At 63.0% G+C, this 25,775-nt stretch carries 25 protein-coding genes; 10 read left to right on the top strand and 15 right to left on the bottom strand.

Translation table 11 applies throughout. The features are described 5' to 3' along the window. Nucleotides 1–7: 7 nt before the first annotated feature. From ACI2KS_RS13385 to greB, 3 genes are all read left to right on the top strand, one after another. Nucleotides 8–691: an ABC transporter ATP-binding protein gene (locus tag ACI2KS_RS13385; protein ID WP_404620913.1), complete on the top strand. Its 684-nt coding sequence runs from the start codon at nt 8–10 to the stop codon at nt 689–691. Then, a complete protein-coding gene (locus ACI2KS_RS13380; RefSeq protein ID WP_404620912.1) occupies nt 691–3,201 on the top strand; it encodes an ABC transporter permease in 2,511 nt (836 codons plus the stop codon). The genes ACI2KS_RS13385 and ACI2KS_RS13380 overlap by 1 nt, the downstream gene beginning before the upstream one ends. An 86-nt stretch (nt 3,202–3,287) precedes the next feature. Then, the gene (gene greB / locus ACI2KS_RS13375; protein ID WP_404620910.1) at nt 3,288–3,761 is read left to right on the top strand and encodes a transcription elongation factor GreB; all 474 of its coding nucleotides are present in this window, start codon (nt 3,288–3,290) and stop codon (nt 3,759–3,761) included. 10 nt (nt 3,762–3,771) lie between these two features. Here greB and ACI2KS_RS13370 read toward each other — a convergent pair whose 3' ends face one another. Continuing rightward, nucleotides 3,772–5,163 (bottom strand): MFS transporter, encoded by a 1,392-nt coding sequence (locus ACI2KS_RS13370; RefSeq protein WP_404620908.1) that lies wholly within the window; start codon nt 5,161–5,163, stop codon nt 3,772–3,774. 223 nt (nt 5,164–5,386) lie between these two features. Between ACI2KS_RS13370 and ACI2KS_RS13365 the strand changes: the two genes are divergently transcribed. Further along, the gene (locus ACI2KS_RS13365; RefSeq protein ID WP_404620906.1) at nt 5,387–5,869 is read left to right on the top strand and encodes a DUF2938 domain-containing protein; all 483 of its coding nucleotides are present in this window, start codon (nt 5,387–5,389) and stop codon (nt 5,867–5,869) included. 95 nt (nt 5,870–5,964) lie between these two features. After that, nucleotides 5,965–7,026, top strand: a complete 1,062-nt coding sequence (locus ACI2KS_RS13360; protein ID WP_404620904.1) for an SDR family oxidoreductase — start codon at nt 5,965–5,967, stop codon at nt 7,024–7,026. A gap of 35 nt (nt 7,027–7,061) precedes the next feature. Here ACI2KS_RS13360 and bla read toward each other — a convergent pair whose 3' ends face one another. From bla to cydP, 12 genes are all read right to left on the bottom strand, one after another. Then, nucleotides 7,062–7,949, bottom strand: coding sequence for a class A beta-lactamase (bla, locus tag ACI2KS_RS13355; protein WP_404620902.1), 888 nt, complete (start codon nt 7,947–7,949; stop codon nt 7,062–7,064). A 93-nt stretch (nt 7,950–8,042) separates the two neighbouring features. Beyond that, entirely contained in the window at nt 8,043–8,471 is a 429-nt protein-coding gene (locus ACI2KS_RS13350) for a molybdopterin-binding protein (RefSeq protein ID WP_404620900.1), read from the bottom strand. A gap of 151 nt (nt 8,472–8,622) precedes the next feature. Continuing rightward, entirely contained in the window at nt 8,623–8,826 is a 204-nt protein-coding gene (locus ACI2KS_RS13345; protein ID WP_404620898.1) for a hypothetical protein, read from the bottom strand. 43 nt (nt 8,827–8,869) lie between these two features. Beyond that, on the bottom strand, nt 8,870–10,924 hold the full coding sequence (locus ACI2KS_RS13340) for a pyridoxamine 5'-phosphate oxidase family protein (protein WP_404620896.1): 2,055 nt from the start codon (nt 10,922–10,924) through the stop codon (nt 8,870–8,872). Between the two features lie 63 nt (nt 10,925–10,987). Next, nucleotides 10,988–11,611 (bottom strand): glutathione S-transferase family protein, encoded by a 624-nt coding sequence (locus ACI2KS_RS13335; protein WP_404620894.1) that lies wholly within the window; start codon nt 11,609–11,611, stop codon nt 10,988–10,990. 185 nt (nt 11,612–11,796) lie between these two features. Further along, nucleotides 11,797–12,702, bottom strand: a complete 906-nt coding sequence (locus tag ACI2KS_RS13330; RefSeq protein ID WP_404620892.1) for a LysR family transcriptional regulator — start codon at nt 12,700–12,702, stop codon at nt 11,797–11,799. Further along, entirely contained in the window at nt 12,702–13,622 is a 921-nt protein-coding gene (locus ACI2KS_RS13325; RefSeq protein WP_404620890.1) for a LysR family transcriptional regulator, read from the bottom strand. The genes ACI2KS_RS13330 and ACI2KS_RS13325 overlap by 1 nt, the downstream gene beginning before the upstream one ends. 149 nt (nt 13,623–13,771) lie before the next feature. Next, nucleotides 13,772–14,074 carry a cyd operon YbgE family protein gene (locus tag ACI2KS_RS13320; RefSeq protein WP_404620888.1) on the bottom strand — a complete coding sequence of 101 codons (303 nt, stop codon included), beginning with the start codon at nt 14,072–14,074 and terminating at the stop codon, nt 13,772–13,774. Then, nucleotides 14,064–14,180, bottom strand: coding sequence for a cytochrome bd-I oxidase subunit CydX (gene cydX / locus ACI2KS_RS13315; RefSeq protein WP_404620886.1), 117 nt, complete (start codon nt 14,178–14,180; stop codon nt 14,064–14,066). The genes ACI2KS_RS13320 and cydX overlap by 11 nt, the downstream gene beginning before the upstream one ends. Nucleotides 14,181–14,208: 28 nt before the next feature. Further along, nucleotides 14,209–15,351, bottom strand: a complete 1,143-nt coding sequence (cydB, locus tag ACI2KS_RS13310; protein WP_404620884.1) for a cytochrome d ubiquinol oxidase subunit II — start codon at nt 15,349–15,351, stop codon at nt 14,209–14,211. A gap of 10 nt (nt 15,352–15,361) precedes the next feature. Next, nucleotides 15,362–16,954: a cytochrome ubiquinol oxidase subunit I gene (locus ACI2KS_RS13305; protein WP_404620882.1), complete on the bottom strand. Its 1,593-nt coding sequence runs from the start codon at nt 16,952–16,954 to the stop codon at nt 15,362–15,364. After that, nucleotides 16,951–17,148: a cytochrome oxidase putative small subunit CydP gene (gene cydP, locus ACI2KS_RS13300; protein ID WP_404620880.1), complete on the bottom strand. Its 198-nt coding sequence runs from the start codon at nt 17,146–17,148 to the stop codon at nt 16,951–16,953. The genes ACI2KS_RS13305 and cydP overlap by 4 nt, the downstream gene beginning before the upstream one ends. A gap of 274 nt (nt 17,149–17,422) precedes the next feature. Here cydP and ACI2KS_RS13295 point away from each other — a divergent pair, with 274 nt between their 5' ends. The 5 genes from ACI2KS_RS13295 to ACI2KS_RS13275 all read left to right on the top strand — a co-directional run bounded on the left by ACI2KS_RS13295 (nt 17,423) and on the right by ACI2KS_RS13275 (nt 23,094). Beyond that, nucleotides 17,423–18,193: a substrate-binding periplasmic protein gene (locus ACI2KS_RS13295; RefSeq protein WP_404620878.1), complete on the top strand. Its 771-nt coding sequence runs from the start codon at nt 17,423–17,425 to the stop codon at nt 18,191–18,193. A gap of 2 nt (nt 18,194–18,195) precedes the next feature. Continuing rightward, the gene (locus tag ACI2KS_RS13290; RefSeq protein ID WP_404620877.1) at nt 18,196–19,542 is read left to right on the top strand and encodes a diguanylate cyclase domain-containing protein; all 1,347 of its coding nucleotides are present in this window, start codon (nt 18,196–18,198) and stop codon (nt 19,540–19,542) included. 16 nt (nt 19,543–19,558) lie between these two features. Then, on the top strand, nt 19,559–20,308 hold the full coding sequence (locus tag ACI2KS_RS13285) for a substrate-binding periplasmic protein (protein WP_404620876.1): 750 nt from the start codon (nt 19,559–19,561) through the stop codon (nt 20,306–20,308). Between the two features lie 311 nt (nt 20,309–20,619). Further along, a complete protein-coding gene (locus ACI2KS_RS13280; protein ID WP_404620875.1) occupies nt 20,620–22,263 on the top strand; it encodes a phosphoethanolamine transferase in 1,644 nt (547 codons plus the stop codon). Between the two features lie 6 nt (nt 22,264–22,269). After that, a complete protein-coding gene (locus ACI2KS_RS13275; protein ID WP_404620874.1) occupies nt 22,270–23,094 on the top strand; it encodes an AraC family transcriptional regulator in 825 nt (274 codons plus the stop codon). On the opposite strand, the gene ACI2KS_RS13270 is transcribed toward ACI2KS_RS13275, so the two are convergent. Next, nucleotides 23,095–23,682: a LysE family translocator gene (locus ACI2KS_RS13270; protein ID WP_404620872.1), complete on the bottom strand. Its 588-nt coding sequence runs from the start codon at nt 23,680–23,682 to the stop codon at nt 23,095–23,097. It abuts the gene before it with no gap. A 450-nt stretch (nt 23,683–24,132) separates the two neighbouring features. Further along, the gene (locus ACI2KS_RS13265; protein ID WP_404620870.1) at nt 24,133–25,602 is read right to left on the bottom strand and encodes an MFS transporter; all 1,470 of its coding nucleotides are present in this window, start codon (nt 25,600–25,602) and stop codon (nt 24,133–24,135) included. Nucleotides 25,603–25,775 lie beyond the last annotated feature (173 nt).

The following is a 25,775-nucleotide window of genomic DNA, read 5'->3' as shown; positions in this document are numbered from 1 at the left end:
ATTCTCCATGAGCGAAAGTATTCTCAGTGCTCGGAACCTCAGCAAAGTGGTCCCCAGCACGGAAGGTGACCTGACCATCCTGCACGAACTGTCTCTGGAACTAAACAAGGGCGACAGCCTGGCCATCGTCGGCGCCTCCGGTTCCGGCAAATCCACGCTGCTCGGCCTGCTGGCCGGCCTGGACTTGCCCAGCGCCGGTTCGGTGACGCTCTCGGGTCGTAACCTCAGCGAGCTGGACGAAGATCAGCGCGCCAGGGTTCGGGCCGAACATGTGGGCTTCGTGTTTCAGTCGTTCCAATTGCTCGACAGCCTCAACGCGCTGGAAAACGTCATGCTGCCCATGGAACTGGAAGGTCGCAAGGACGCCCGCGCTCAGGCTCGCCATTTGCTCGAGCGGGTCGGCCTGGGCCAGCGCCTGACCCACACCCCGCGCCAGCTGTCCGGCGGTGAACAGCAACGGGTAGCGATCGCCCGCGCCTTCGCGGCCGACCCGGCGGTGCTGTTCGCCGACGAACCCACCGGCAACCTCGACAGTCACACCGGCGAGCGTATCAGTGACCTGTTGTTCGAGCTGAACCAGGAGCGCAACACCACGCTGGTGCTGGTCACTCACGATGAGCGCCTGGCTCATCGCTGCCGGCGTCTGATCCGCCTTGAAGGTGGCCGTCTGGTCACCCCTATGGAGCCTTGATGGCACGTCTGCCGTTTGCCCGTCTGCTCAGTCTCGCCGCCCGCCAGTTGCTGCGCGATGCCCGCGCCGGCGAGCTGCGTGTGCTGTTTTTCGCCCTGGTGGTCGCGGTCGCCGCCAGCACCGCCATCGGCTATTTCGGCTCACGCCTGAACAGCGCCATGCTGCTGCGCGCCACCGAGTTTCTCGGCGCCGACCTGATCCTCAGTGGATCGACCCCGGCCCGGCCAGAGCAGATAGAAGCCGGCACCGCGCACAGGCTCGACCACTCGCAAATCGTGATTTTTTCCAGCGTGGTCGCCACCGACAGTGGCATCCAGCTGGCCAGCGTCAAGGCGGTGGACGCCGCCTATCCCCTGCGCGGAGAGCTGAAAAGCGCCGACGCACCCTATCAACCTGAAGTCAGCGGTGGCGAACCGCGGCCGGGGGAAGCCTGGGCCGAAGCACGGGTGCTGGTGGCCCTGAACCTGAAGGTCGGGGACAGTATCGACGTCGGCTCCAAGACCCTCAGACTCAGCCGGGTGCTGACGTACGAGCCTGACCGCGCCGGCAATTTCTACAGCCTGACGCCGCGGGTCATGATCAACATGGCCGACCTTGAGGCCACCAAGGTCGTGCAACCGGGCAGCCGGGTCAGCTTCCGCGATCTGTGGCGCGGCACGCCGCAAGACCTGGCCGCTTATCGCAAGGCAGTGGAGCCAGGTCTTGCGGCCAATCAGAAGATCGACGATGCACGGGACGGCAACCAACAGATCGGTGGCGCACTGGGCAAGGCCGAACGTTATCTGAACATGGCCAGCCTGGTGGCGGTGTTGCTGGCCGGTGTGGCGGTGGCACTGTCAGCAGCGCGTTTCGCGGTTCGACGGTTCGACGCCAGTGCGTTGCTGCGCTGCCTGGGGCTTTCACGTAACGAAGCATTGGTGTTGTTCAGCCTGCAACTGGCGATGCTCGGCATTGCCGCCAGTGCCACCGGCGCCCTGTTGGGCTGGTTTGCGCAGCTGGGGTTGTTCCACCTGCTGGAGAACCTGCTGCCCGCCGCCGTGCCGCCAGGCGGCTGGTTGCCGGCGCTGGCCGGGATAGGCACTGGCCTGGTAGCACTGGCCGGCTTTGCCCTGCCGCCGCTGGCGGCGCTGGGTCGGGTTCCGCCTTTGCGGGTACTGCGCCGCGACATGCTGCCGATTCCCGCCAGCACCTGGCTGGTCTATGGCGCGGCGTTGCTGGCGCTGGGCTTGATCATGTGGCGGCTGAGCCTGGATCTGGTGCTGACCTTCGCCTTGCTTGGCGGCGGCATGATCGCGGCCTTGGTGCTGGGCGGCGTCTTGCTGCTGGCCCTGCAAAGCCTGCGTCGTCTGCTCGCCGGTGCCTCCCTGCCCTGGCGTCTGGGTCTGGGCCAGCTGCTGCGCCACCCAATGGCCGCCGCCGGGCAATCCCTGGCTTTCGGGCTGATTCTACTGTCCATGGGGCTGATCGCCTTGCTGCGCGGCGAGTTGCTCGACACCTGGCAAAACCAGCTGCCCAAAGATGCGCCCAACTACTTTGCGCTGAACATCCTGCCCACCGAGCGCGACCACTTCGCCGAACGCATCAGTCAACTGTCGACCCACAGCGCCCCGCTCTACCCGATGATTCCAGGGCGCCTGATGAGCATCAACGGCGAGCCGGTGAGCAAGTTCGTGACCAAGGATTCTCGCGGCGAGAACGCCACCCAGCGCGATCTCAACCTGACCTGGTCGGCCAACCTGCCGGAGGGCAACAGCATCACGGAGGGCCAGTGGTGGAATGCTCAGGCCCCGGAGGATGGCAGCATTCCCGGGGTGTCGGTGGAAACCAAGCTGGCCAAGAGCCTGGACATGAAGCTGGGCGACACCCTGAGCTTCGTGATCGGCGGTGCCAACCATGAGGTCAAGGTCACCAGCCTGCGCGATATCAACTGGGACACCTTCCAGCCCAACTTCTTCATGATTTTCCAGCCCGGCACGCTCAAGGATGTGCCGACGACCTACCTGACCAGTTTTTATCTGGCACCGGGCAATGATCAGCAGATCGTCGAGCTGTCCCGGGCGTTCCCGGCGGTGACCATCCTGCAAGTGCAAGCGCTGCTCGAGCAACTGCGCAGCATCCTCGACCAGGTCACCCTCGCGGTGCAGTACGTGCTGCTGTTCGTGTTGGCGGCGGGTCTGGCGGTGCTGTTCTCCGGCTTGCAGGCAACGCTGGACGAGCGCATCCGTCAGGGTGCGTTGCTCAGGGCCCTGGGTGCCAATCGTGCGTTGCTGATCAAGGCCAGGCGTATCGAGTTCGGCCTGCTCGGCGCTGTCAGTGGCGTGTTGGCCGCACTGGGCTGCGAACTGGTGAGTTTTGCCCTGTACCGCTATGCCTTCAATCTTGAATGGCATCCACACCCATGGCTGCTGCTACTGCCGCTGATCGGCGCACTGCTGGTCGGTGGCGCGGGGGTGTTCGGCACGCGCCGGGCGCTCAATGCAAGCCCGCTGACCGTGCTGCGCGAAGGGTGACAGACAAGGGTTGACCGGGGCGATGCCGACAGCAAAGATGTCGGCATCGCCCATGGACCACCGTCCATCGACCATCGAGAAACCCTTTGAGCACCAACATCAGTACCCGCGAAGGCCATGACGCCCTCAAGCAAGAGCTTGATCACCTGTGGCGTGTGTATCGCCCGGAAATCACCCAGAAGGTCGCCTGGGCGGCGTCGCTGGGGGATCGCAGCGAGAACGCCGATTACCAGTACAACAAAAAGCTGCTGCGCGAGATCGACCGCCGCGTGCGCTATCTGCGCAAGCGCCTGGAAGACATGCGGGTGGTCGATTACTCACCGGAACAGGAAGGCCGGGTGTTCTTCGGAGCCTGGGTCGAGATCGAGAACGAACAGGGAGAAACCAAGCGTTTTCGCGTCGTGGGTTACGACGAAATCTATGGCCGCATGGACTACATCTCTATCGACTCACCCATGGCCCGGGCGCTGCTGAAGAAGGAAGTCGGCGACGAGTTCGTGGTACCGACGCCCACTGGCGACATGCAGTGGTGGGTAAACAGTATCGAGTACGTGAAGTAACCCGCCGCCCTCACGTTGTGCCGGCGCCGCAGTGCTTGTCGATGAACACGGCGCACGCACCAGCCCCGACACTCGCCAGCGCCGCGATCCCCGCCGCCCAATGAAACGCCGTGATCAGCGACGGCCCTTGATAGGCCAGTACCTGGCCAAGCATGGCCGTGGCCATCAGACCTCCGGTACGGGCGATGGCGTTGTTGAGTCCGGAAGCGGCACCGGTGTAACGCCGGTCCACTGCCGACAGGACAGCCGTGGTCAAGGGCGAGACGGCCAGCGCCAGCCCCAGGGCAACGCCCACCAGCGCCGGAAAAACATCCAGCCAGTAAACGGCCTGATTGCCGATGCGCATCATTGCTACGAAGCCCAGCGCAACGATGCAGGGTCCCAGCAGCAGAAATCGACGCACCCCGTAGCGACCCGCCAGCGCGCCCATCCAGGGCGAGCCGACCGCGATGATCAACGGCAGCGGCAGCAAGGCAGCGCCCGCCCGGGTGCTTGAATAGCCGCCGGCAACGATCAACACATAGGGCAGGAGCACCATCAGGCAGCCCAGCGCGCCATACAGCAGCAAGGTGAACGCGGTCAGGCTGCTGAACGTCGCGGAGCCGAACATCATCAGCGGCATCATCGCCGCCTCGCCCTTGCGCCGCTCCCAGTAAACGAATGCCAGCAGCAGCACGACGCCGACGCCCAGCCCCGCGCCGCCGGCGGGTGTCAGGCCTTCGGGCCCGGTGGCCAGGATCAGCCCCCAGGTAATCGCCGCCAACGCCAGGGTGGCCAACAGGGCGCCAACGCTGTCCAGCGGTTGTCTTGGCGCCCCGCAAGCGACAGCGGTCTGGCGCACGTATCGCCACGCCAGACAGATAGCCACGCAGGCCAGCGGCACATTGATCAGGAAAATCATCCGCCAACTGACGGTATCGATCAGCCAGCCACCGAGAATCGGCCCGCCAGCCCCCGTCGCCGCGCCGGCTGCCGCCCAGATCCCCATCGCCCTGCCGCGTGCCTCACCCTGAAAGGTATCGGCGAGGATCGCCAGACTGTTGGGCACCAGTAACGCCGCGCCGACGCCCTGCAGGAAACGCGCAATCAGCAGCGTGGACAGATTCAACGCTGCACCGCAGGCCACGGAGGCCAACGCGAACAGCAGCGTGCCGATGATCAGGATCAGCCGCCGACCGTAACGGTCCCCCAAGGTACCGCCCAGCAACAGCAGGGCACTGAGCGGTAACAGGTAGCCGCCGATCAGCCATTGCAGCGCCTGATGATCGCCTTGCATGGCGCGGCCGATGGCGGGCAGCCCGACGTTGATCACCGAGCTGTCGATGAACGCCAGGCTGGACGCCAGCACGCAGGTGATCAGCGTCATGCGCCGCTGGCGGTCGGTAATCGGGTGTTCAGTCATCGATGGCCTCGCCAAGGGAGTTCGCTGCGTCGAGCGTGGCTCACAAATCGGCGGTTCGCCTGCACCGCTCGGGCTTTTGATCTGTGCCAGTTCGGCTACTGCGACGCGGGTGAAGATGAAATTCGTCCAGCGCAAGCCTGAGTCAGCATCGCCCGGCGACAAAACTGCTAACGTGTGCGGCCACTTCGATCGTACCGATAACCGACAAGACCCAAGGAAAGACATGTTCGAATTTATCTTCTACGCAGTGCTCATCGGCATCGGCGGTACGGCGTTGCTGGATCTCTGGGCGCAACTGCTCAAGGCTGTCCTCGGCCTGCCAACGCCGCCATGGCATCTGGTCGGGCGCTGGTTCGCCGGCATGCGCAACGGCCGCTTCGTTCATCACGCCGGCATCGGCAATTCGCCGCCAATCGCCAATGAACTGAAGATCGGCTGGACCATGCATTACCTGGTCGGCATCGTCTTCGCCGCAATCCTGCTGCTGATCTGGGGCGTGCAGTGGGCACACTCGCCGACCTTCTTCGCGGCACTGGTGGTCGGTCTGGTCACGGTCGGTGCTGGCTGGTTCATCCTGCAGCCGGGCATGGGCGTCGGGATCGCCTGCAACCAGGCGCCCAACCCGGCCGTGGCGCGGCTGCAGAACGTTGTCGGGCATGTGGTATTTGCCATCGGCATGTACGCGACTGCGCTGCTGGTGGGCTGAGCCGGTGCATATCCGGCTGAACCTCGGCACGTGCATGGCGCTCTGACTGTTCAGGGCCGCAATGGCCGATCACTTACCCCACTCAGGAGAACCTCATGACCCAGACCGCCTTGGTCGTCGGTGCCAGCGGCATCGTCGGCAGCGCAATCACCGAGCTGTTGCTCGAGAACGCCTGGCAGGTCGCTGCCCTCTCCCGCCATCCGGCAGCAGCGAACGGAGTCATTCCGGTGGCCGCAGACCTTCAGGACCCGGCGTCGGTGAAGCAGGCGCTCGAAGGCCTCAAACCGACTCATGTGTTCATCACCACCTGGTCGCGCCAGGCAACCGAGGCCGAGAACATCAGGGTCAACGCCGCCATGGTGCGTAACGTGCTGGACGCCCTGAGCCCTGGCAAAAGCGTCAAGCACGTAGCCCTGGTCACCGGTCTGAAGCACTACCTTGGCCCGTTCGAAGCCTATGGCAAGGGCTCCCTGCCGCAAACGCCATTCCGCGAGGAACAGGGGCGTCTGGACATCGAAAATTTCTACTACGCCCAGGAGGACGAAGTGTTCGCCGCGGCCAAGCGGGACGGCTTCACCTGGAGCGTGCACCGCCCGCACACCGTCACCGGGGTTGCGGTGGGTAACGCCATGAACATGGCCACGACCCTGGCGGTGTACGCCTCGATCTGCAAAGCCACCGGCCGGCCGTTCGTCTTCCCGGGCTCACGCGTGCAATGGGACAGCCTCACCGACATGACCGATGCGCGTCAGCTGGCCAGACAGCAGCTATGGGCCGCGACCACTCCGGCGGCGGCCAATCAGGCATTCAACGTGACGAACGGTGATGTGTTTCGCTGGAAATGGATGTGGGGGCGGATCGCCGAGTATTTCGGCCTGCATCCTGCCGCCTACCCGGAAAAACCGGCGCCGCTGGAACAACAGATGGCCGGTGACCAGGGCGCCTGGAGCGAGCTTGCGCGTGAGCACGGCTTGAAGGAAGCCGACATTGCCCGGCTGATCTCGCCGTGGCACACCGATGCTGATCTGGGCCGGCCGATTGAAGTGGTGACCGACATGTCCAAGAGCCGCGCCCTGGGCTTTACGGCGTTTCAGGCCAGCGACCAGGCGTTTTTCGATGTGTTCGATGAACTGCGCACGCAGCGCTTGATTCCCTAGAACGGAGGCCGCTTGCGCATTGATCGCAGCCGGCTTCAAACCATCGCCGCCAGCCGTCCGATCTGCGCTATCACGGCATTGATCTGATCGCTGCTGGCTTTGGCGTCGGTGTAGTAGACCGTGACGATCAGGGGCGCGCGGTCGGGCGGCCAGATGACCGCGACGTCATGGCTGGCGTTGTTGGCACCGGAGCCGGTCTTGTCGCCCACGCGCCAGCCTTCAGGCACTCCGGCGCGCAGCTTCTGATCGCCGGTCTTGTTACTGACCAGCCAGGCACGCAGCTGATCCCGGGACGCGCCCGACAGCACGTCACCTAGAACCAGTCTGCGCAGGCTGTGCAGCATGGCGATCGGGCTTGTGGTGTCGCGTGGGTCGCCGGAGCGGTTTTCGTTCAGTTCCGGCTCGCGTCGATCGAGACGGGTCACCTGATCGCCGCTGGCGCGCAGCCACGCGGTCAGTGCCGGTGGCCCGGCAAAGCTGTCGAGCAGCAGATTGGCGGCGGTGTTGTCGCTCAACGTCACTGCCGCCTCGCAGATCGAGCCCACGCTCAGACCTTTCCCATCCACATGCTTTTCGGTGGTCGGCGAGTACGGCACCAGTTGCTCCTTGCCATAAACGATCAGCCTGGAAAGCGCCTCCTGCTTATCATCCACCCGCGCCAGGACGTAGGCGGCCGCCAGGCATTTGAAGGTGCTGCACAGGGCGAAACGCTCGTCGCCGCGATGGCTGATCAGACGCTGACTGCCGGTATCGAGAATGGCCACGCCCAAGCGTCCGCCGTGGCGACGTTCCAGTTCGGCCAGGCGTTGTTCGATCGACGGGGTGGGTCCGGCGCCGGATGGTTCGCGGGCCTGCGACGTCAGGCTCCACAGCGTCGGCGCTGCAAGCAGCGAGGCACCGATCAGGGTTCTACGGCTTATCACGGTTAACGTCCTTGTCTGGCAGGTTGACAACATGACCACCGAGGACGCCAGCCACAGTCTGCGGCTGGCGGGTCACAAGGGTGGTCGATCGACTCAGGCGGGTACGCCCAGGATGATGTGCGAGGCCTTGATCACTGCGGTGGCGCTGACGCCTGGGGCAAGGCCCAGCTCAGTGACCGCCTCGCGGGTGACGATAGCGTAGACCTCGGTGCCGCCAGTCAAGGTGATGATGACTTCGGCATTGACCGCGCCATCGCTGACGCGGGTCACCTGGCCTTGCAGGCAATTGCGGGCCGAGAGCCGAAACCCGCTGGAATCGGTCATGATCATGACCCACGGTGCCTTGATCAGCGCGACCGCCTCCTTGCCAGGCGCAAGATCCAGGCTCTTGACGCTTTGCAGCGTCACCACCGCCACCAACTCTTCGCCACCGGGCAGGGTGAGCGTCACTTCGGCGTTTACCGAGCCTTCCTGAATCTGTTTGACGGTGCCTTTGAATACGTTACGGGCGCTGACTTTCATGTCGATGGACCTTATTGATGGATGCTGACCGGCGCCCATCATCCGGCCAGACCGCCTGCCATTTCAACCACCCCGTGGCCATCGATTTGCGCGCCGCGTCGGCAAGGCCGGGCGAACTACCCCCCTTGGGCCTCATCTGCAGGTCGGGCACTTACCGATGACGAGCGAAACTGGAAACCGAGCGCACCCAGGACATCAGCCGCAGGGTCGCGGGGTTGTCGTGGTGCTCGTGGCTGGCGGCCAGTTCTCCGGCCAGCGAGGCCAGCGATTGCGGGAGCAACCATGACACCTCCTGTTCGGTGGCATGGGTCAGATGGGGATCGTCTTCTTTCTCGAACGCTGGCCACTCACTCATCTCGGTCACTCCTGTCGAACACGTCCTGCACACGCATGAATGTTTACAGATCGAGCACCAACGGCCCTGAGGCCGGGACTGCGCAACAGATCAGCACGTGGTCCGCCGCCGGCATTTCGGCCGGTGGGACCGGGTAATGCACCTGGCCACTGATCAGCCGCGTCTTGCAGGTGCCGCAGGAACCGCCACGGCAGCTGTATTCAGGTTCCAGGCCACGACTTTCGGCCAGCTCCAGCAAGGTCCCGGCATCGGGTTGCCAGCGCGCCTCCTTGGCGGATTTTTCGAACAGCACCGCCACCGAGGTGGTGGCGGCAGGCGGCTGTTGCAGCGCGGCCGTCGGTTGCTCACCGGTGCGCTTGAGGGTCGAGGGGCCAAAGGTCTCGGCATGGATGCGCGCGTCGCGCACATGCATCGCCCTTAACTCGTCATACAGACCTTGGGTGAAGCTTGCCGGCCCGCAGACGTAAAAATCGAAGTCGTTGAACGGCAACAGCGCCTTGAGCAGATTCAGGTCAATGCGACCTGCCAGGTGAAAGTCTTCGCCCGGGCGGGCCAGGCTCTCGGGCTGGCTCAGCAGGCGAACGGCCGTCAGTGAATCTCCGGCTCTGGCGATCAGTGTGTCCAATTCTTCGCGAAAAGCCAGATCGACCAGACGACGTGCACTCTGGATGAACCAGGTCGGGCGCATGTGCCGGGTGCGTTTGCCTTCATAGATCACCTCACGCAGCATCGACAGCATGGGCGTGACGCCAATTCCGGCGCCCAGCAGCACCAGCGGTCGGCGCTCCTGGGGATCGACCACGAAGCTGCCTTGCGGCGCCCGGGCATCGATCAGATCGCCGACCTTGAGCGCGTCGTGCAAGTGCGCCGATATCAGCCCGTCACGTTTGACGCTGATGCGAAAAAAGTCGTCGGACGGCGCGCTGGACAGACTGTAGGTGCGGATCACCGGTTTCCCATGGCCCTCCAGCGACAGGCGCAAGGGCAAATGCTGGCCTGCCTTGAACGCTGGCAGGCCGGCACCATCGGCTGGCTCGAAGTAGAACGAGCGAATGGCTGCGCTTTCATCGGCGATGCGCACTACCCGCAAAGGCCGCCACTGGTCACGCAGGGCATCGGCCTGCAGACGCGCAGCGGCCTGCTGCCAGCTGCCGGTCATCAGGCTGTTGGGGGAAAACCCTTGCAGCTCCCAGCGCGAACGCAGGGCCGCGGGGCGCCGCACCACGGCCGCGACCTTGACCTGCCAAAGCCGCTCGGCTCCCTGAAACGCCGCGATTTGCGGCCCATCGAGGATCAACCTGACCTCTCCGGCCAGCTGCAGCAGGTCGCCGCTGGCAAAGTCGATGAACAGCAGGCCGGCTTTCGGGTTGAGCACAAAATTGCCCAAGGTGTTGAAGTGCAGGTTGCCGGCAAAGTCGGGAATGGTCAGCACGTCGCCCTCGACCCTGACGAAGCCGGCCTGCCCGCCACGATGGGAAACGTCCACCGAGCGCTGAGGTTGCTCACCCTCACGGTCGACGTAGCTGGCGACAAAAAACGTGTCGGCCGCCTGAATCGTTGCCACGGCCGCATCGTCCAGCGCGTTCATCCGCTCGACGGGGGCACGCTGCTCCGTCGACAAGGCCACCTGTTTGAGCTGGCGTAGCTGAATGTACTGCGGGCAGTTGCCGAATGAATGCTCCACGACCACGGAGAACCCCTTATCGTCCACCTGCACGATATGGCCATTGATGCGGTTGCGCCGACGGCTGTGAAGATCGATGCCCAACATGCCCACCGCAGCCCCCGGGGTGAATTGTCCGCCGGCTGGATCTCCGGCATCGGGCAGGCGGGCAATCTCCAGGGTCCGGGCATTGGGTGAAACAATGAAACCGGCGTTGGCGTCCAGCAGACTCGCCCACGGCCAGCCCTGTTCGTCCACCGCACCGATGAACAGGTAAGGCAGGTGCTCGTAGAATTCGCGATGCTGGTCGGGCATGTAGTCACGGATGACTTTCTTGCCCATGACGGCCATACGCTCGGCGACGCCGACGCGAACCTGCAACTGCCGCTCGCCCTCATGCCAGGGCGTGTGTTTATCGGAAACAATGTCGTTCATGGCGCGGACTCCGTGGAGGTGAAGGTGCTACCGCTGATGACGCGTTGTTCGGCTTTGCCAGCGTCAGCCCACAAGGCCCGCCAGCGAGCGAGGCATCGGCACAAAACCTTTGAGCGACTCGATCCGCGCAAGCCAGGCTCGCACGTTCGGGTAGTGCTCGAGCGACACGTTGCCCTCCGGCGCATGGGCGATGTAGCTGTAGGCGCTGACGTCGGCGATGGTTGCGTGGTCAGCGGCGAGGAATTCACGGCCCTGAAGGTGGCTCTCGATCACTTGCAGCACCGCGTGAGCGCGGTCGATGGTGTCTGCCGGGTCGAAGGCTGCACCGAATACGGTGATCAGACGGGCACGGGCCGGGCCGTTGTTGATTTGCCCGGAAGCCACCGACAGCCAGCGTTGCACCTGGGCTGCGGTCAGGGCATCGGTGGGCAGCCATTTGCCCGAGGCATCGTAGGTCTTGGCCAGGTAAACCAGAATAGCCGTTGAATCGGCGATGATCGTGCCGTTGTCATCCAGCACCGGCACTTGCCCAAATGCGTTGAGCGCGAGAAATTCCGCGCTTTTCTGACCGCCATTGGCCAGATCGATCAGATGGATCTCAGGTTCGAGCCCCAGAAGCGAGAGCATCAGTTGCGCGCGATGAGAGTGACCGGACAACGGGACATGGTAGAGCTTGAGGGTTTTCATGAGGCTTGGCTCCTGAGACTGGTTGGGATGGGTGCCAGCCCGGCAGCGGTGTTGTCATCAACAGGCTTGCCGCGCTGAGGAGCCAATAGTGGGGCACGATGCCGGGCAGCAGAATCACCAGAAAAGACAATCCACTGTTTCAGCCGATGAAATGATGGCCCGCACGGACAGCGCCTGAGGGCGTGTCAGACCGGGTTCAGGACCGGATGCAGGCGCAGCCTGGGCACCGCGAAGTCGACAAAGCTGCGCACCCGGGCCGATGCCCGTCGCCCTTCGCGATAGACCAGATGCACCGGCACGGCAGGCGGCTCGAACGTCCCCAGTACCCGCTGCAGGCGCCCGTCTGCAATCGGCTCATGAACCTGATAGCTCAGGCAGCGGATCAGTCCGGCGCCCAGGATGGCAGCATCGATGGCGGCCGAGCGCGTGGTGCAACGCAACACCGGCTTGATCCCTACCGTGAGCGGCGCGCCTTGGTGCTCGAACCGCCACTCCAGATTGCGGCTGTCGGCGGCGCAGAACACCAGCGCATGCGCGGCCAGCTCCTGCGGCGTCTGTGGCGCGGCATAGCGTTGCAGATAGGCAGGGCTGGCGCAGATCGTCTGGCGCACCATCCCCACATGACGCGCCACCATGCAGGCATCGGGCAACCTGCCGATCAGGATCGCAACGTCCACGCCCTCTTCATGCAGATTGGGGAACGGGTCCTGATAAGTGACAAAGACTTCAACCGCAGGCCAGGTGTTCAGGTAGTCGAGCAAAAGCGGCATCAGCAACTGATCGCCGAATATTCGAGGGCTGACCACGGTCAACGATCCGCGCGGCTCGACATGCAGGCCGTTGGCCGAGGCATCTGCCTCACGGGCCAGGTGCAACAGCCGCGTGCACTCGCTGGCAAACTGGCGGCCGACCTCGGTGAGGGCGACACCACGGGTGCTGCGTATCAGCAATGGCGTGCCAAGGCGTTTCTCCAGCGCCGCCAGCGACCGGCTCACCGTGGCCTGCGACAGTCCCAGACGCCGTGACGCCGCCGCCAGCCCCTGCTCGGTGGCGACCGCCTCGAAAACCGTCATCTGCTGATGGCGGTCCATCAGCCTGCACCCCGTCCGGCGGCCTTTATCGCCGGATCCTGGCTCAGGCGCTCGACGCAATAATCGACAAAGGTGCGCACCTTGCCGGACATTTTCCGTTCAGCCTGATAACAGACATACACCGGCAAGGGCGGCAGCTCGAAATCCTCGAGCACGATCTCAAGCTCCCCGCTGGCCACCCGGCTGGCGACCTGATAGGACAGCACCCGGGTCAGCCCCCAGCCCAGGGTTGCCGCGCTGATCGCCGCCTGGTTGGCCGAAACCGTCAAGCGCGATTGCAGGTCGATTTCCACCGGCTTACCCGCCTCTACGAACTCCCAGCGGCGCACCAGCACGCTGGCCGCCGAGACTGCCAGTTGATGCTGCAGCACGTCGGCGGGACGCTGGGGTCGTCCATGAGCGTCCAGATAAGCGGGCGATGCGCAGAGCACGCGCCGCACCTCGCCGACTTTGACCCCATGCTGGCTGCTGTCCAGCAGATGGCCGATGCGCACCGCGACATCGATGCCCTCCTCGACCATGTGCATCACCCGGTCCAGCAACAATGCGTTGACGCTCACGCCCGGGTATTGCTGCAGATAACCCACCACCAGCGGCATGACGAACAGCTCACCGAACAGCTGCGAAGCGGTGATGGTCAGCTGGCCGACGGGCGCCGCGATACTGCCACCGGCGGAGTCCTCGGCTTCTTCGAGTTCAGTGAGAATGCGCCTGCAATCGGTGAGATAACGCTGGCCGGCTTCGCTCAGGTGCACGCTGCGCGTGGTGCGTGACAGCAACAGCGTACCGATGCGCTTTTCCAGCGCCGCCACCGCCCGCGTAACGCTGGGCGCGGACATGTTCAGACGCCGGGCGGCCATAGCAAAGCTGCGTTCCTCGCAGACGGCAATGAAGACCTGCATTTCCTGAAATCTGTCCATGGACGGGCTTGGCTCGACGGCGACCTTTCGAATGGATGCGATAGTAGCGCGAGCGGCCGGGCACCGGCAGTAAAACCAGACACCCCGGCCCTGTCAGGCAGAGCGCCTTTACAGAATCTGTTTGCGTTGCTGTCCTGCCCGCAGACCCGTTACCCCCCTTGTCGCGCCATGAGCCACGCCGCATACCCCAGGGCCATCAGCGCCCACGCCAATAACGGGTGAAACACCAGCCGCCATGCCAGCGCGCGTGGCTCGAAGCCCACGCCGTGCACATAGCCTGCGGCCACGCCCCACATGATCAGCATCAGCAGACCGTGGGAATAATGGCCATTGGCGTCGAGCATGGAAGCCGGATGAATCAGCAGCACCAGGCTCAGCGGCACGCTCATCAGCAGGGACCCGGCCCGGCCGATGGCATGCCTGAACGGTGCGGCCAGCACTTCAGCGTTCACGGCCGTTGTCCAGGGCATTGGCGTCGCAAGCCTCCAGCCACAGCGCGTTGATGATGCCGAAGCTGCAAGCCAGCAACACGCCAAGTATCCAGGCGAAATACCACATGATGTCATTTCCTCGGTTCAGGTCAGGCTCAATACAGGCCATGGGGGTTTTGGTCGATGTGCGCGGTGGTGACCTTGCCCCACATCTTGGCGTAGCACCAAAGCGTGTAGCAGAGGATCAACGGCACGAAGATGGCCGCCGCAATCAGCATGATGTTCAGGGTCTCGTGGCTCGACACCGCATCCCACACGGTCAGGCTGGAGGCCGGGTCCAGGCTCGACGGCATGACGAACGGGAACAGCGCAAAACCTGCGGTACACAGCGCGCCGACGATGGCCAGGCTGCTGCCCAGAAAGGCCGTCCTGCCCTGCCCTGCGCTGGCGCCGAGCAATGCCAGCAGGCCACCGAAAATCCCCAGCAACGGTGCGATGACGGTCAGCGGATGCTGGTGATAGTTGGCCATCCAGCCGTGGTTGCTCGCGGCAACCGTTTTGGCCAGCGGATTCAAGGCAGCCCCGGCATCGAATGCCGAAGTAATCGCCAGCCCCTGGATCCCGCCCAGCAGCAGCCACACGCCGGCACCGACGAACGCCAAGAGGAATACCAGCGCCAGACACTGCGCCGCACGCCGCGAACGAGCCGCGATCGCGCCTTCGGTACGCATCATCAGCCAGGTGCCGCCATGCAGGCCGAGCATGCTCAGGCTGACCACCCCGGCCAACAGGCCGAACGGGCTGAGCAGTTGCCAGAAATTGCCTTGATAGCTGGAACGCAGGGTGTCATCGAATTGGAACGGCACGCCAAGCAGCAGGTTGCCGAATGCCACGCCGAAGACCAGCGAAGGCACTACCCCGCCAATGCACAGCGCCCAGTCCCAGCTCTGCCGCCAGCGGGTGTTTTCCAGCTTGCTGCGGTAATCGAAGCCCACGGGGCGCACGAACAGCGCGAACAGCACCAGCAGCAACGCCCAGTACATCCCGGAGAACGCCGCGGCATACACCAGCGGCCAAGCGGCGAACAGCGCACCGCCGGCGGTAATCAGCCAGACCTGGTTGCCGTCCCAGTGCGGTGCGATGGTGTTGATCACCACCCGTCTCTGGTTGTCAGTGCGCCCGACGACCGGCATCAGCATCGCCGCGCCCAGGTCAAAGCCGTCAGTCAGGGCGAAGCCGATCAGCAGCACGCCGACCAGCACCCACCAGATCAGTTTGAGTGTCTCGTAATCGAACATTGTGCGTTCCTCAGGCCAGCGTCGGTTGGTTAGCGTGGGCGGCGCCTGCTTGCGCGCCCTGTTCGAAGTGATAACGGCCAGTGTGCAGGCTGCTCGGACCCAGGCGAGCGAACTTGATCATCAGGTACATCTCGATCACCAGCAGCACCGTGTAAAAGCCCACCAGCGCCAGGATCGACCCCAGCACATCGGCTGAAGACAGGGTCGAGGCGGACAGATGCACCGGCAGCACTTCGCCGATGGACCAGGGCTGACGACCATGCTCGGCCACCCACCAGCCGGTCTGGGTGGCGATCCAGGGCAACGGCAGACTGAAAAGCGCCCACTTGAGCAACCAGGGTTTGCTCGTCTCGTTCTTGCGTGCCGACGCCCAGAACGCACAGACGAACAGCAGCAACATGAGCATGCCGCTGAGCACCATTATCCGGAACGTCCAGAAAATCGACGCCACGCCGGGGATCGAATCGAGCGCCGCCTGCCTGATCTGCGTTTCGTTGGCGTCCACCACCTTGTCGGTGTATTTCTTCAGCAGCAGGCCGTAGCCCAGGTCTTTCTTGACCTCGTTGAAGGCGTTGAGGGTTTGCGCGCTCTTGTCCCCTGCGCGCAGCTTGCCCAGCAGCTCATAGGCGACCATGCCATTGCGGATACGGCCCTGATGCTCGCTGACCAGATCCTTGATGCCGATCACCTGTTTATCCAGCGACCGCGTGGCGATGATGCCCATCACGTAAGGAATCTTCACCGCATAGTCGGTGCGCTGTTGTGCCTGATTCGGCAGGCCGAACAGGGTGAACGCAGCCGGCGCAGGCTCGGTTTCCCATTCGGCTTCAATGGCGGCGAGCTTGGTCTTCTGCACATCGCCAATCTCGTAGCCGGACTCATCGCCCAGCACGATCACCGACAGGATCGAGGCCATGCCGAACGCCGCAGCAATGGCGAACGAGCGCCGGGCGAAGCCGATGTCCCGGCCCTTGAGCAGGTACCAGCTGGAAATCGCGAGCACGAAAATCGCCCCGGTGACGTACCCGGAGGCCACGGTATGGACGAACTTGACCTGCGCCACCGGGTTGAAGATCAGCTCGCTGAAGCTGGTCATTTCCATGCGCATGGTGTTGAAGTTGAATTCGGCGCCGACCGGGTTCTGCATCCAGCCGTTGGCGATGAGAATCCACAGGGCCGACATGTTCGAGCCGATCGCCACCAGCCAGGTAACGGCCAGATGCTGGACTCGGGTCAGGCGGTCCCAGCCGAAGAAAAACAGGCCGATGAAGGTCGATTCGAGAAAAAAAGCCATCATGCCTTCGATCGCCAGCGGCGCGCCGAAGATGTCGCCTACGTAGTGGCTGTAGTAAGCCCAGTTGGTGCCGAACTGAAATTCCATGGTCAGCCCGGTGGTGACGCCCAGCGCGAAGTTGATGCCAAACAGCTTGCCCCAGAACTTGGTCATGTCCTTGTAGACCTGCTTGCCGGTCATGACATACACCGACTCCATGATCGCCAGCAAAAAGGCCATGCCCAGCGTCAGCGGGATAAACAGGAAGTGGTACAGCGCGGTCATTGCGAACTGCAGTCGAGATAAGTCGACGACTGATTCCGAAATCATTTTGGGTTCTTCTCAGAAGGTTCGGGAGGGGCGCCCAATACATGCAGGCCGGCTTGCACCCCGTCATCGCTGACTTGGACTGGAGCGTCGAACCAGACGCTGCGGATTCCCATCAGCAGGACGAGCTTGATCAGCAGGATCAGGCCGATCTCTTTCGCCAGCGGGTGTTTGAGGAAGTCGAAAGGACCGGGCATGTTGAAGACTCATCGAGGTGCAGGGTATTTTTCCTACAGCCGGCTCCGAGACCTTTGATCCAGATCAAACAAGGCGCAATGCCATGCTGTGGCAGAACGCCACAGCAGCGGCCGTGATCCGGCTGACAAAGCACATGATGAACGGCAGATAAACGCCTCAAGCGCTGGCTTTGTCAGCCGATATCCCCTGTACGCGAGGTAGTCAGGCCCGTGCGCTGCGTTTCCGTCCGGAGGCGAAGTGTCGCCGCTCCTGCAGTCGATGAGGTCGCCGTCAATGACACCCCCCAAGCTCTATCACAAGGCCCGCAGCGTGATTTCTGGCGCGCTGCTGCTGTGCCTGGGTGTCAGCGGTGCGCAGGCTGAACCGATACGCATCGTCACCGAAGAGCTGCCGCCCTACAACATGACCCGCGACGGCCAGTTGACCGGCATGAGCACCGAGGTGGTGCAGGCCGTGCTGAAGGAAGTCCATATGCAGGCGACCATCCAGTCGATGCCCTGGGCCCGTGCCTATGACCTGGCGCTGCACGATGCCGACGTGCTGATCTACTCCATCACCCGCACTGCCGAACGCGAGCACCTGTTCAAATGGGTCGGGACCATCGCCGCCTCGCGCTGGTACATCTACTCATCGTCCGGCCATCCGATCGGTCTGATGGACCTCAACGACGCCCGCGACTGGCAGACCGCCACGGTCAACGAAGATGTGGGCGAGCAATACCTGATCGGCAAACACTTTGTCGTCGGCCAGCAATTGCAGTCCAGCAACCGTTATGAGCTCAACTATCAGAAGTTGCAGACCGGGCGTGTGGACCTGTGGATCTCCGACGAGTTGAACGCCGGTTACCTGGCCCGTCAGGCCGGCGACGAACCTGCTCGCACGCTGGTGCAATCCTTGCGTGTACCGGAGCTTGAAGAGGCCGGAGGCTTCAACATGGCATTCAGTGCCGCGACGCCTGATGCCACGGTGCAACTGTTCCAGAAAGGACTCAATACCATCCGTGAAAACGGTACCTACGATGCAATTGCGCGGAAATGGAATTGAGCATGCTGGCACAAACCGAATCTGACCTGCCCCACGCCAGCGCCGCCCCCGTGCGCGCAGGTTCGCTGGCACGCAGGCTGGTATTGGCGACCCTGGCGTTCTGCGTGCTGTTTACCGTGGCCACCGTCAGCGTGCGCACCTGGTTTGCCTGGGACAATAATCTGGCGACCATGAACGCCGAACTGACGCTGATCGATCAGGTATTTCAGGGCACCTTGTCCAAGGCTGTCTGGGAAATGGACAGCGAGGCGCTGCAAGCGCAGATCGACAGCGTGGCGCTGGCCGCCCCTGTCGGCCGCGTGGAGCTGCGCATCCTGCGTCCCGGCCGTGCCCCGGAACTGATCGAGCGCCAGCACCCGGGCCACTCAGGCTCGGTACTGGCGCCCGCATTGCACCGACAACTGACTGTAACTCCGTATCCGGGGGCCAACGAACTGGTGGGCGAGCTGACCATCGAAGGCGATGAAAGCCTGCTCTGGAAGCGCCTCTGGAAAGAGGTCGCCATCATCATGCTGACCCAGCTCATCCAGTCGCTGGCCCTGGCCGGGCTGATCATGGGCATGTTCAACCGTTCGGTGACCCTGCATGTGCGGCGTATCGCCCAGCATCTGGAGCAGCTCACGCCGCAGAACCTCAAACAGCATCTGGTGCTGGAGCGTCGTGGCAAGGCCGGCGATGAACTGGATCTGCTGGAGGCCGGGGTCAATGACTTGCAGGACAAACTCGCCAACCACCTGGAGCGTCAGGCCCGGGACGAAATCGCCCTGGCCGCCAGCCGCGATCAACTGGCCGAACTGGTCGAGCAGCGCACCGCACAACTGAAGGCGGCCAACATCCGCCTGGAGGCGTTGTCGCGCTTCGACCCGCTGACCGGCCTTGCCAATCGCCGGCACTTCGACGAACTCAAGGAACTGGAATTCAATCGCGCCCTGCGCCATGCACAGCCTTTTTCGGTGCTCATGTGCGACATCGATTTTTTCAAGCTGTACAACGACAGCTACGGCCACGCCATGGGCGACCAGTGCCTGCGCGATGTGGCGCTGACCATGAGCGGGCTGTTTTCACGTTCCGGGGAATTGGTGGCGCGCCTGGGTGGCGAAGAGTTCGCGGTGCTGCTGCCAGGACAGAACCGGCAACAGGCGCTGCTGTCGGCCGAACGCCTGCGCGAGCTACTGGCCAAGCAGAAACTGCCCCACCGCGCATCGGCAGTCTCGCCTTATGTCACGTTGAGCATCGGCATCGCCGAACTCGACCCGCAGACCATGGCGCGTTTCGACCAGTTGTTGCAGAGCGCCGACAAGGCGCTGTATCGGGCCAAGAGCCAGGGCCGCGACCGGTGCGTGATCTGACCAGGGAGGATTCGACATGAGCAGTAACCGCCACTCGATCAAACAGGGCCGCCGCTTGCTTTGCGCCTGCGTGCTTGGGTTCGTCTGCCTCGGCACCCAGGCCGATACGCTGCAGGTGGTCACCGAAGACTCTTCGTACAGCTCTCTGGAGAATGGCAAAGTGGGTGGGGTCGCCAGCGAAATCGTCGAGCAGACCCTCGCCCGGGCGGGCATCAAGGAGTACCACATGGCCCTGTACCCGTGGGCGCGCGCCTATGACATGGCGCGGCTGGAGCCCAATGTGGTGATTTACCCGATCATTCGCAGCAGCGAACGCGAGGCGCTGTTCCAGTGGGTAGGCGAGCTCGATCAAGTCACCCCGCTGTTCTACAAGCTGCGTGAACGCCGGGACGTCGTGGTCAAGAACCTGCAGGATGCCAGGACCTACAGTGTCGGGGTCGTACGTGACGATTCGCGTCAGCAGTACCTGGAGGGCAAGGGTTTCAGCAAAATGGTGGTCTCGGCCAACAACCTCGACAACCTGCGCAAGCTGATCAGCGGCCAGGTGGCGCTGGTGCCGATGCCGGAGCGCGAAGCCCGGGAGCAATGTGCCGACCTGCACATCGCGTTCGAGGATCTGGAAGGCGTCTACACCCTCGACGAGTTGTCCAAAGGGCTGTATGTCGCGGTGAGCGCCAAAACACCCGATGAAACGGTCAGGCGTATCAGCGCCGCGTTTACCCAACTCAAGGATGACGGGACGGTGGCCAGGCTGATGGCGCAATAACCTGCTGCATTGAATCCGCCACCCCTGCCGACGTAAAGACCGCTGCCGCCGGCGAGCCGGACTGCAACAGAGGTGCGTTGCTTCCGGCTAACGCCATGGTTGGGCGAGCGCGCTGCGCAAAACCGCCCATTTTGCTCTCGACCGGTCTATCCTGTTTCACGAACTCTTCACAATCGTTCTGAAAAAATCCGCGCGACCTCCGTCTCCCTCATTAATCCGTCTGTCATCGACAGGCCAGTCTGACGCGCGAGTCGCAGGGATATGCCGACTCAAACACGCGCGCGTGGACCACGTTTCGAGTAGTGCTTTATATGGAAATGCGTTCAAGGCTCAAACCCGTCACCTCTACCCGCCTGGTCATGTTGTTTTCGCTGTGCCTGGTGGTGTTCTACAACCTGGCCACCTGGCACGCACTGATCGGCCTGACCCAACTGCAGGGCTTCAAGGCTGCCGCCTTCTACGTCTCCTTCGCTTTTTTCCTGTGGGCTGCGATCACCCTGCTGCTGACCCCCTTCTCCTTCCGTCCGACCCTCAAGCCGGTGTTGAGTCTGGTGGCGCTGTGTTCGGCGGCGGCGGCGTATTTCATGAACAGCTACGGCATCACCATCGACACGGTGATGATGCAGAACGTGCTGGAGACCAACCCCGGCGAGGCCAAGGCGCTGCTCAGTGGCAGGCTGTTCCTGTACCTGGGTCTGCTCGGCGCGCTGCCGATTGCCCTGATCTGGTGGCTGCCGGTGAGCTATCGCCGGGTGTTGCCGGGCCTGGTCAACAAAGTGCTGGTGTGCATCGGCTGCGTGCTGGTGATCGCCGCATCGGTGGGGCCGTTCTATTCGACCTACGCGCCGATCTTCCGTGATGAAGACAAGCTGACGCACTTCATCAACCCGACCAACTACATCTACGCCGTCGGCAAGCTGGCCAAACAGACCGTTGCTATCAAGGAAAACATCAAGATCCAGCCTGTGGGCACCGATTCGGTACTCAGTTCCGAAGCGCAGCAGCGGCCGAAGAAGAGCCTGATGATCTTCGTCGTTGGCGAGACCGCTCGCGCCGACCACTTCTCGCTCAATGGCTATGAGCGCGAAACCAACCCGGAACTGAAGAAGCAGGACATTCTCAACTTCACTCAGGTTGCGTCCTGTGGCACGTCCACGGCAGTGTCGGTGCCGTGCATGTTTTCCAAATTTCCCCGTTCCGACTACAGCGACAAGAAAGGCAAGACCTACGAGGGCCTGCTGGACATGTTGCAGCGTGCCGGCGTCAAGGTGGTGTGGCTGGACAACAATAGCGACTGCAAGGGCACCTGCCTGCGCGTGCCGCACAGCGACATCCCGAAAACCCAGCCGAGCCCGTTCTGCGACGGCCAGAACTGCCTGGACGAATCGCTGCTGGTGGGGCTGCAGGCATACATCGACTCGCTCAAGGACAACGCCATCATCGTCCTGCACTCCGATGGCAGCCATGGCCCGGAGTACTACGACCGCTACCCCAAGAGCCTGGAGCGCTTCACCCCGGTCTGCCACACCAACCAGCTGGGCAGCTGCACCTCGGACGAGCTGAAGAACGTCTACGACAACACGATCCTCTATACCGACCATTTCCTGTCGCAGACCATCGAGCTGCTCAAACGCAATCAGGACAAGGTCGACACCTCGATGATCTATGTCTCCGACCACGGCGAGTCGCTGGGTGAAAACGGCATCTACCTGCATGCCGCGCCCTATGCCATCGCCCCGAGCGCGCAGACCCATGTGCCGATGGTCATGTGGTTCGGCAACTCGACCCTGGCAGATGCCAGCGTCGACCGCAGTTGCCTGGCCGCCAAGCAGAACCAGCCCGACCTGAGCCATGACTACATGTTTCATTCGGTGCTAGGCTTGCTCGGCGTCAACACCTCCGAATACCAGCCTGCGCTGGACATTTTCCACAGCTGCAAGCACAGCAAAGGCTGACCCGACATGACCCTCCAGAGCCCGGTGAACCCTGCACAGACACCGGTGTTCTGGAGAGAGGCGCAGTTGCCGTTCATCGAGGCCCGCTCCATCGCCGATGGCCGCAAGGTGTGTTATTCACGCCACTCCCATGAAGTGTTTTCCATCGGCGCCATCACGGCCGGACACAGCACCTATCTGCACGAAAAAAGCAGTCAGACCATCAGCACCGGCACCGTGGTGCTGATGAATCCCGGCGATGTTCATGCCTGCAACCCGATCGACGACCAGCCCTGGTCATACGTGATGCTGTATGTCGATGCACAGTGGTTGGGGCGGGTTCAGCAGGCCTGCGGCGTCGAAGGGTTTCGCGCCCTTGCCGCCACCTCCAGTACCGACCCGCAGCTGTTCGCAGGGTTGCTGGACCTGCATCGAACCCTGATCGACCCGGCGCTTGAATCACTGCACAAGCACGAAGCGGCCATCGTCTTTTTCACCCTGATGCAACGACGGCTGGGCGGTGTTGACCAGCCGTTGAAGAAGGTCAACCTCAAGGTCAGCCGCGCCGCGCTGTACATCGACGAGCACTACCTGCAGGCGATCCGGCTGGAGGATATCTGCCAGGCTGCGAATCTGTCCGAGGCCTATCTGATCCGCGCCTTCGAGCAGCACTATCACATGACGCCTCACGCGTACCTGATCAACCGCCGCATCCAGCATGCGCAGACGCAACTGCGTGATGGCGAGGCAATCGTCGATATCGCCCAGCGCAGCGGCTTTGCCGACCAGGCGCATTTCCAGCGAGCGTTCAAGAAACATCTGGCGGCAACGCCCGGCCAGTACCGCCAGTGATCAGACGTACAGCAGCGACACCGCACACCCGGCCAGTAGCGCCGCCATGCTGCGGTTAAAGCTGCGGATGCGCTGAGGGCTGCGCAACCAAGGGCCGAGAAACGCTCCGGCGTAAGCCCAACACGCCACCGACAGATAACAGACCACGAAGTAGATCAGGGCAAACAAGCCGATCAATTGGGCCTCACCGCCGGCCACGAACGCCCCCATCCCCGCCACCGCCGCCAGCCATGCCTTAGGGTTGAGCCACTGCATTGCAGCACCGTGCCAGAAGGCAGGCCGACGCGTGGGGCGGTCGACGTTCAGGCGACCGTCGTCCAGCGCCAGCCTTGCGGCCAGATACACCAGAAACGCCATCCCCGCCCAGCGAATCATGTCGGTCAGCATGGGGTATTGCTGCAGCACCTGGTGCAGGCCGAATCCGGTGAAGATCAACAGCACCACAAAGCCGACAGTAGCCCCCATGACATGGCGCAGACTCGCCGCCAGGCCGAACTGCGCCCCGCTGCTGAGTGCCACCACGTTCACCGGGCCGGGCGAAATGGACGCAGCCAGCGCGAACGCCGCCATGGAAATCATCAGGTTCATCAGGGTAACTCTCCGTTCAATAGGTCGGGAGAGATTAAAAGGTGGTAGCTGCGGGGTATTGAACAAAACTGACCCATGCAGCGGCAGCAAATCCTGTAAATGCGGTGCGTCTGACCGGCCGGTGCGCATGGTTTTACTGCCGGAGCCCGGAAGATCGTCGGCAAGCCGCACTCCCACGCCCTGCGGGCAGAGGCGATCAAGCTGTATTGCGATTGCGCCGCCAGCTGTTGATTCTGGCCGAAAGCCGTAGGAGTCCAGCTTACTGACAATCCGCCGGGTACCAGCAGTGAATCGGGCGGCGCGGTGGGTCAGAGGCATAGCATTGGCAGGGTTTGCTGGCGCTTCGCGCCAGATCGTCGGCAAGCCGAACTCCCACGCCTTCGGCAGAAGCACCAACACCATCACCAACACCAACACCAACACCAAAGGTCAACGGTCAACGGTCAGCTGTCAATCATGTGCCTGCGACAACGGCCGCGCCACTTGCTCCAGCGATTTGCGCTCCGAAGAGACACCCCAGATCGCCTGCACCGCCGCTGCCAGCAGCATCAAGGCTGCACCGATCAGGTAGCCGATAAACACCGGGCCTCGCTGATGGCTGTCGATCAACTCGCCAAACAGGGTCGGGCCGACAATCCCGCCCAGCGCGGTGCCGAAGGCATAGAACACGGCGATGGCCAGCGCGCGGATCTCCAGCGGGAAGGTTTCCGCGACCGTCAGATAGGCCGAACTGGCCGCCGCCGAGGCGAAGAAAAAAATGATCATCCAGGCGATCGCCTGTTGAGTGACGTCGAGCAGCCCCTGCTCGAACAGGTAGCCGCTGATGCTCAACAGCACCGCGGAGACTGCATAGGTGAGACTGATCATGATTCTGCGGCCGATCACGTCGAACAGCCGCCCCAGCAACAGCGGCCCGCAGAAGTTGCCCAGCGCCAGTGGCAATACGTACCAGCCAATCGACGCAGACGGCACCCCGTAAAACTCGGTGAGCACCAAGGCGTAGGTGAAGAAGATCGCATTGTAGAAAAAGGCCTGGGCGGTCAGCAGCGTCAGCCCGACCAAGGCGCGTTGCCGATAGGTGTTGAACAGGGTGTCGAAAATCTCCCGCAACGGGGTGTGATCCCGCGCATGCAGGCGCAACGGCGGACCGACGGGATCGCTCAGCTCATGGCCTTGTTCGCGCAGGCGCTTTTCGATGCCCTCCACGATCACCCTCGCCTCCTCGGCCTGACCATGGATCAGCAACCAGCGCGGACTTTCGGGCAACCACAGGCGCATCAACAGAATGATCAGGCCCAAGACCGCGCCGATGCCGAAGCACAGGCGCCAACCCAGATCCCCGCCTACCCAGCTGGCGTCCAGCAGCACGATCGAACCCCCGGCGCCCAGCGCTGCGCCGATCCAGAACGTGCCGTTGATGGTCAGGTCGACCCACCCACGAAACCGCGCAGGGGTGAATTCCTGAATGGTTGAATTGATCGCCGTGTATTCGCCACCGATGCCCATGCCGGTGAGAAAGCGAAACAGCATGAAGCTCCACAGACTGAACGAAAACGCGGTGGCCGCCGTCGCGCTGATATACAGCGCCAGGGTGATGAAGAACAACTTGCGTCGCCCCAGACGGTCGGTGAGCCAGCCAAAGAACAATGCCCCCAGCACGGCGCCGCTGATGTAGGCGCCGCCGGCCAGGCCGATATCGGCATTGGTCAGGCGCAGCACCGGGCTTTCTTTCAACGCCCCGGACACAGCTCCGGCCAGTGTCACCTCCAGCCCGTCCAGCAGCCAGGTAATGCCCAGCGCAAACACCAGCAAGGTATGAAAGCGCCCCCATGGCAACCGGTCCAGACGCGACGGCAGATCGGTCTCGAACAAGCGGCCTCTGGCATGCTCCGCTGCTGATTGAGTGCCCGTGATAGCCATATCCAGCCCCTGCCGCGCAGATCGGGAGTGATCTGAGGGTTCAGAGTCCGGCTGCCAGCGCAGAGTTCAGCCAATCGGCATCCAGCCCGAGCATGCTTTTTCAGCAGCCCGGCTTGTTGGCGGGCGTCTTCAGGACCACCACCGCCAGCCAGCCGGATGCTACGGGAAACTGG

It is taken from the genome of Pseudomonas sp. NPDC087358 (assembly GCF_044900785.1).
GTDB lineage: Bacteria > Pseudomonadota > Gammaproteobacteria > Pseudomonadales > Pseudomonadaceae > Aquipseudomonas.
The sequence above is the reverse complement of the archived record's forward strand: the minus strand, read 5'-3'. Positions and strand labels throughout refer to the sequence as shown.

What these genes read in the sequence shown, in the direction of transcription:
- ACI2KS_RS13275 (WP_404620874.1), top strand. Translation starts at nt 22,270, where the DNA reads ATGACCCTCCAGAGCCCGGTGAACCCTGCACAGACACCGGTGTTCTGG.
- ACI2KS_RS13370 (WP_404620908.1), bottom strand. Translation starts at nt 5,163, where the DNA reads ATGACTGAACACCCGATTACCGACCGCCAGCGGCGCATGACGCTGATC.
- ACI2KS_RS13290 (WP_404620877.1), top strand. Translation starts at nt 18,196, where the DNA reads ATGCTGGCACAAACCGAATCTGACCTGCCCCACGCCAGCGCCGCCCCC.
- ACI2KS_RS13335 (WP_404620894.1), bottom strand. Translation starts at nt 11,611, where the DNA reads ATGAAAACCCTCAAGCTCTACCATGTCCCGTTGTCCGGTCACTCTCAT.
- cydX (WP_404620886.1), bottom strand. Translation starts at nt 14,180, where the DNA reads ATGTGGTATTTCGCCTGGATACTTGGCGTGTTGCTGGCTTGCAGCTTC.
- cydP (WP_404620880.1), bottom strand. Translation starts at nt 17,148, where the DNA reads ATGCCCGGTCCTTTCGACTTCCTCAAACACCCGCTGGCGAAAGAGATC.
- ACI2KS_RS13350 (WP_404620900.1), bottom strand. Translation starts at nt 8,471, where the DNA reads ATGAAAGTCAGCGCCCGTAACGTATTCAAAGGCACCGTCAAACAGATT.
- ACI2KS_RS13365 (WP_404620906.1), top strand. Translation starts at nt 5,387, where the DNA reads ATGTTCGAATTTATCTTCTACGCAGTGCTCATCGGCATCGGCGGTACG.
- ACI2KS_RS13265 (WP_404620870.1), bottom strand. Translation starts at nt 25,602, where the DNA reads ATGGCTATCACGGGCACTCAATCAGCAGCGGAGCATGCCAGAGGCCGC.
- ACI2KS_RS13305 (WP_404620882.1), bottom strand. Translation starts at nt 16,954, where the DNA reads ATGATTTCGGAATCAGTCGTCGACTTATCTCGACTGCAGTTCGCAATG.
- ACI2KS_RS13360 (WP_404620904.1), top strand. Translation starts at nt 5,965, where the DNA reads ATGACCCAGACCGCCTTGGTCGTCGGTGCCAGCGGCATCGTCGGCAGC.
- ACI2KS_RS13285 (WP_404620876.1), top strand. Translation starts at nt 19,559, where the DNA reads ATGAGCAGTAACCGCCACTCGATCAAACAGGGCCGCCGCTTGCTTTGC.
- ACI2KS_RS13295 (WP_404620878.1), top strand. Translation starts at nt 17,423, where the DNA reads ATGACACCCCCCAAGCTCTATCACAAGGCCCGCAGCGTGATTTCTGGC.
- ACI2KS_RS13280 (WP_404620875.1), top strand. Translation starts at nt 20,620, where the DNA reads ATGGAAATGCGTTCAAGGCTCAAACCCGTCACCTCTACCCGCCTGGTC.
- ACI2KS_RS13270 (WP_404620872.1), bottom strand. Translation starts at nt 23,682, where the DNA reads ATGAACCTGATGATTTCCATGGCGGCGTTCGCGCTGGCTGCGTCCATT.
- ACI2KS_RS13340 (WP_404620896.1), bottom strand. Translation starts at nt 10,924, where the DNA reads ATGAACGACATTGTTTCCGATAAACACACGCCCTGGCATGAGGGCGAG.
- ACI2KS_RS13330 (WP_404620892.1), bottom strand. Translation starts at nt 12,702, where the DNA reads ATGGACCGCCATCAGCAGATGACGGTTTTCGAGGCGGTCGCCACCGAG.
- ACI2KS_RS13380 (WP_404620912.1), top strand. Translation starts at nt 691, where the DNA reads ATGGCACGTCTGCCGTTTGCCCGTCTGCTCAGTCTCGCCGCCCGCCAG.
- ACI2KS_RS13325 (WP_404620890.1), bottom strand. Translation starts at nt 13,622, where the DNA reads ATGGACAGATTTCAGGAAATGCAGGTCTTCATTGCCGTCTGCGAGGAA.
- ACI2KS_RS13345 (WP_404620898.1), bottom strand. Translation starts at nt 8,826, where the DNA reads ATGAGTGAGTGGCCAGCGTTCGAGAAAGAAGACGATCCCCATCTGACC.
- ACI2KS_RS13385 (WP_404620913.1), top strand. Translation starts at nt 8, where the DNA reads ATGAGCGAAAGTATTCTCAGTGCTCGGAACCTCAGCAAAGTGGTCCCC.
- cydB (WP_404620884.1), bottom strand. Translation starts at nt 15,351, where the DNA reads ATGTTCGATTACGAGACACTCAAACTGATCTGGTGGGTGCTGGTCGGC.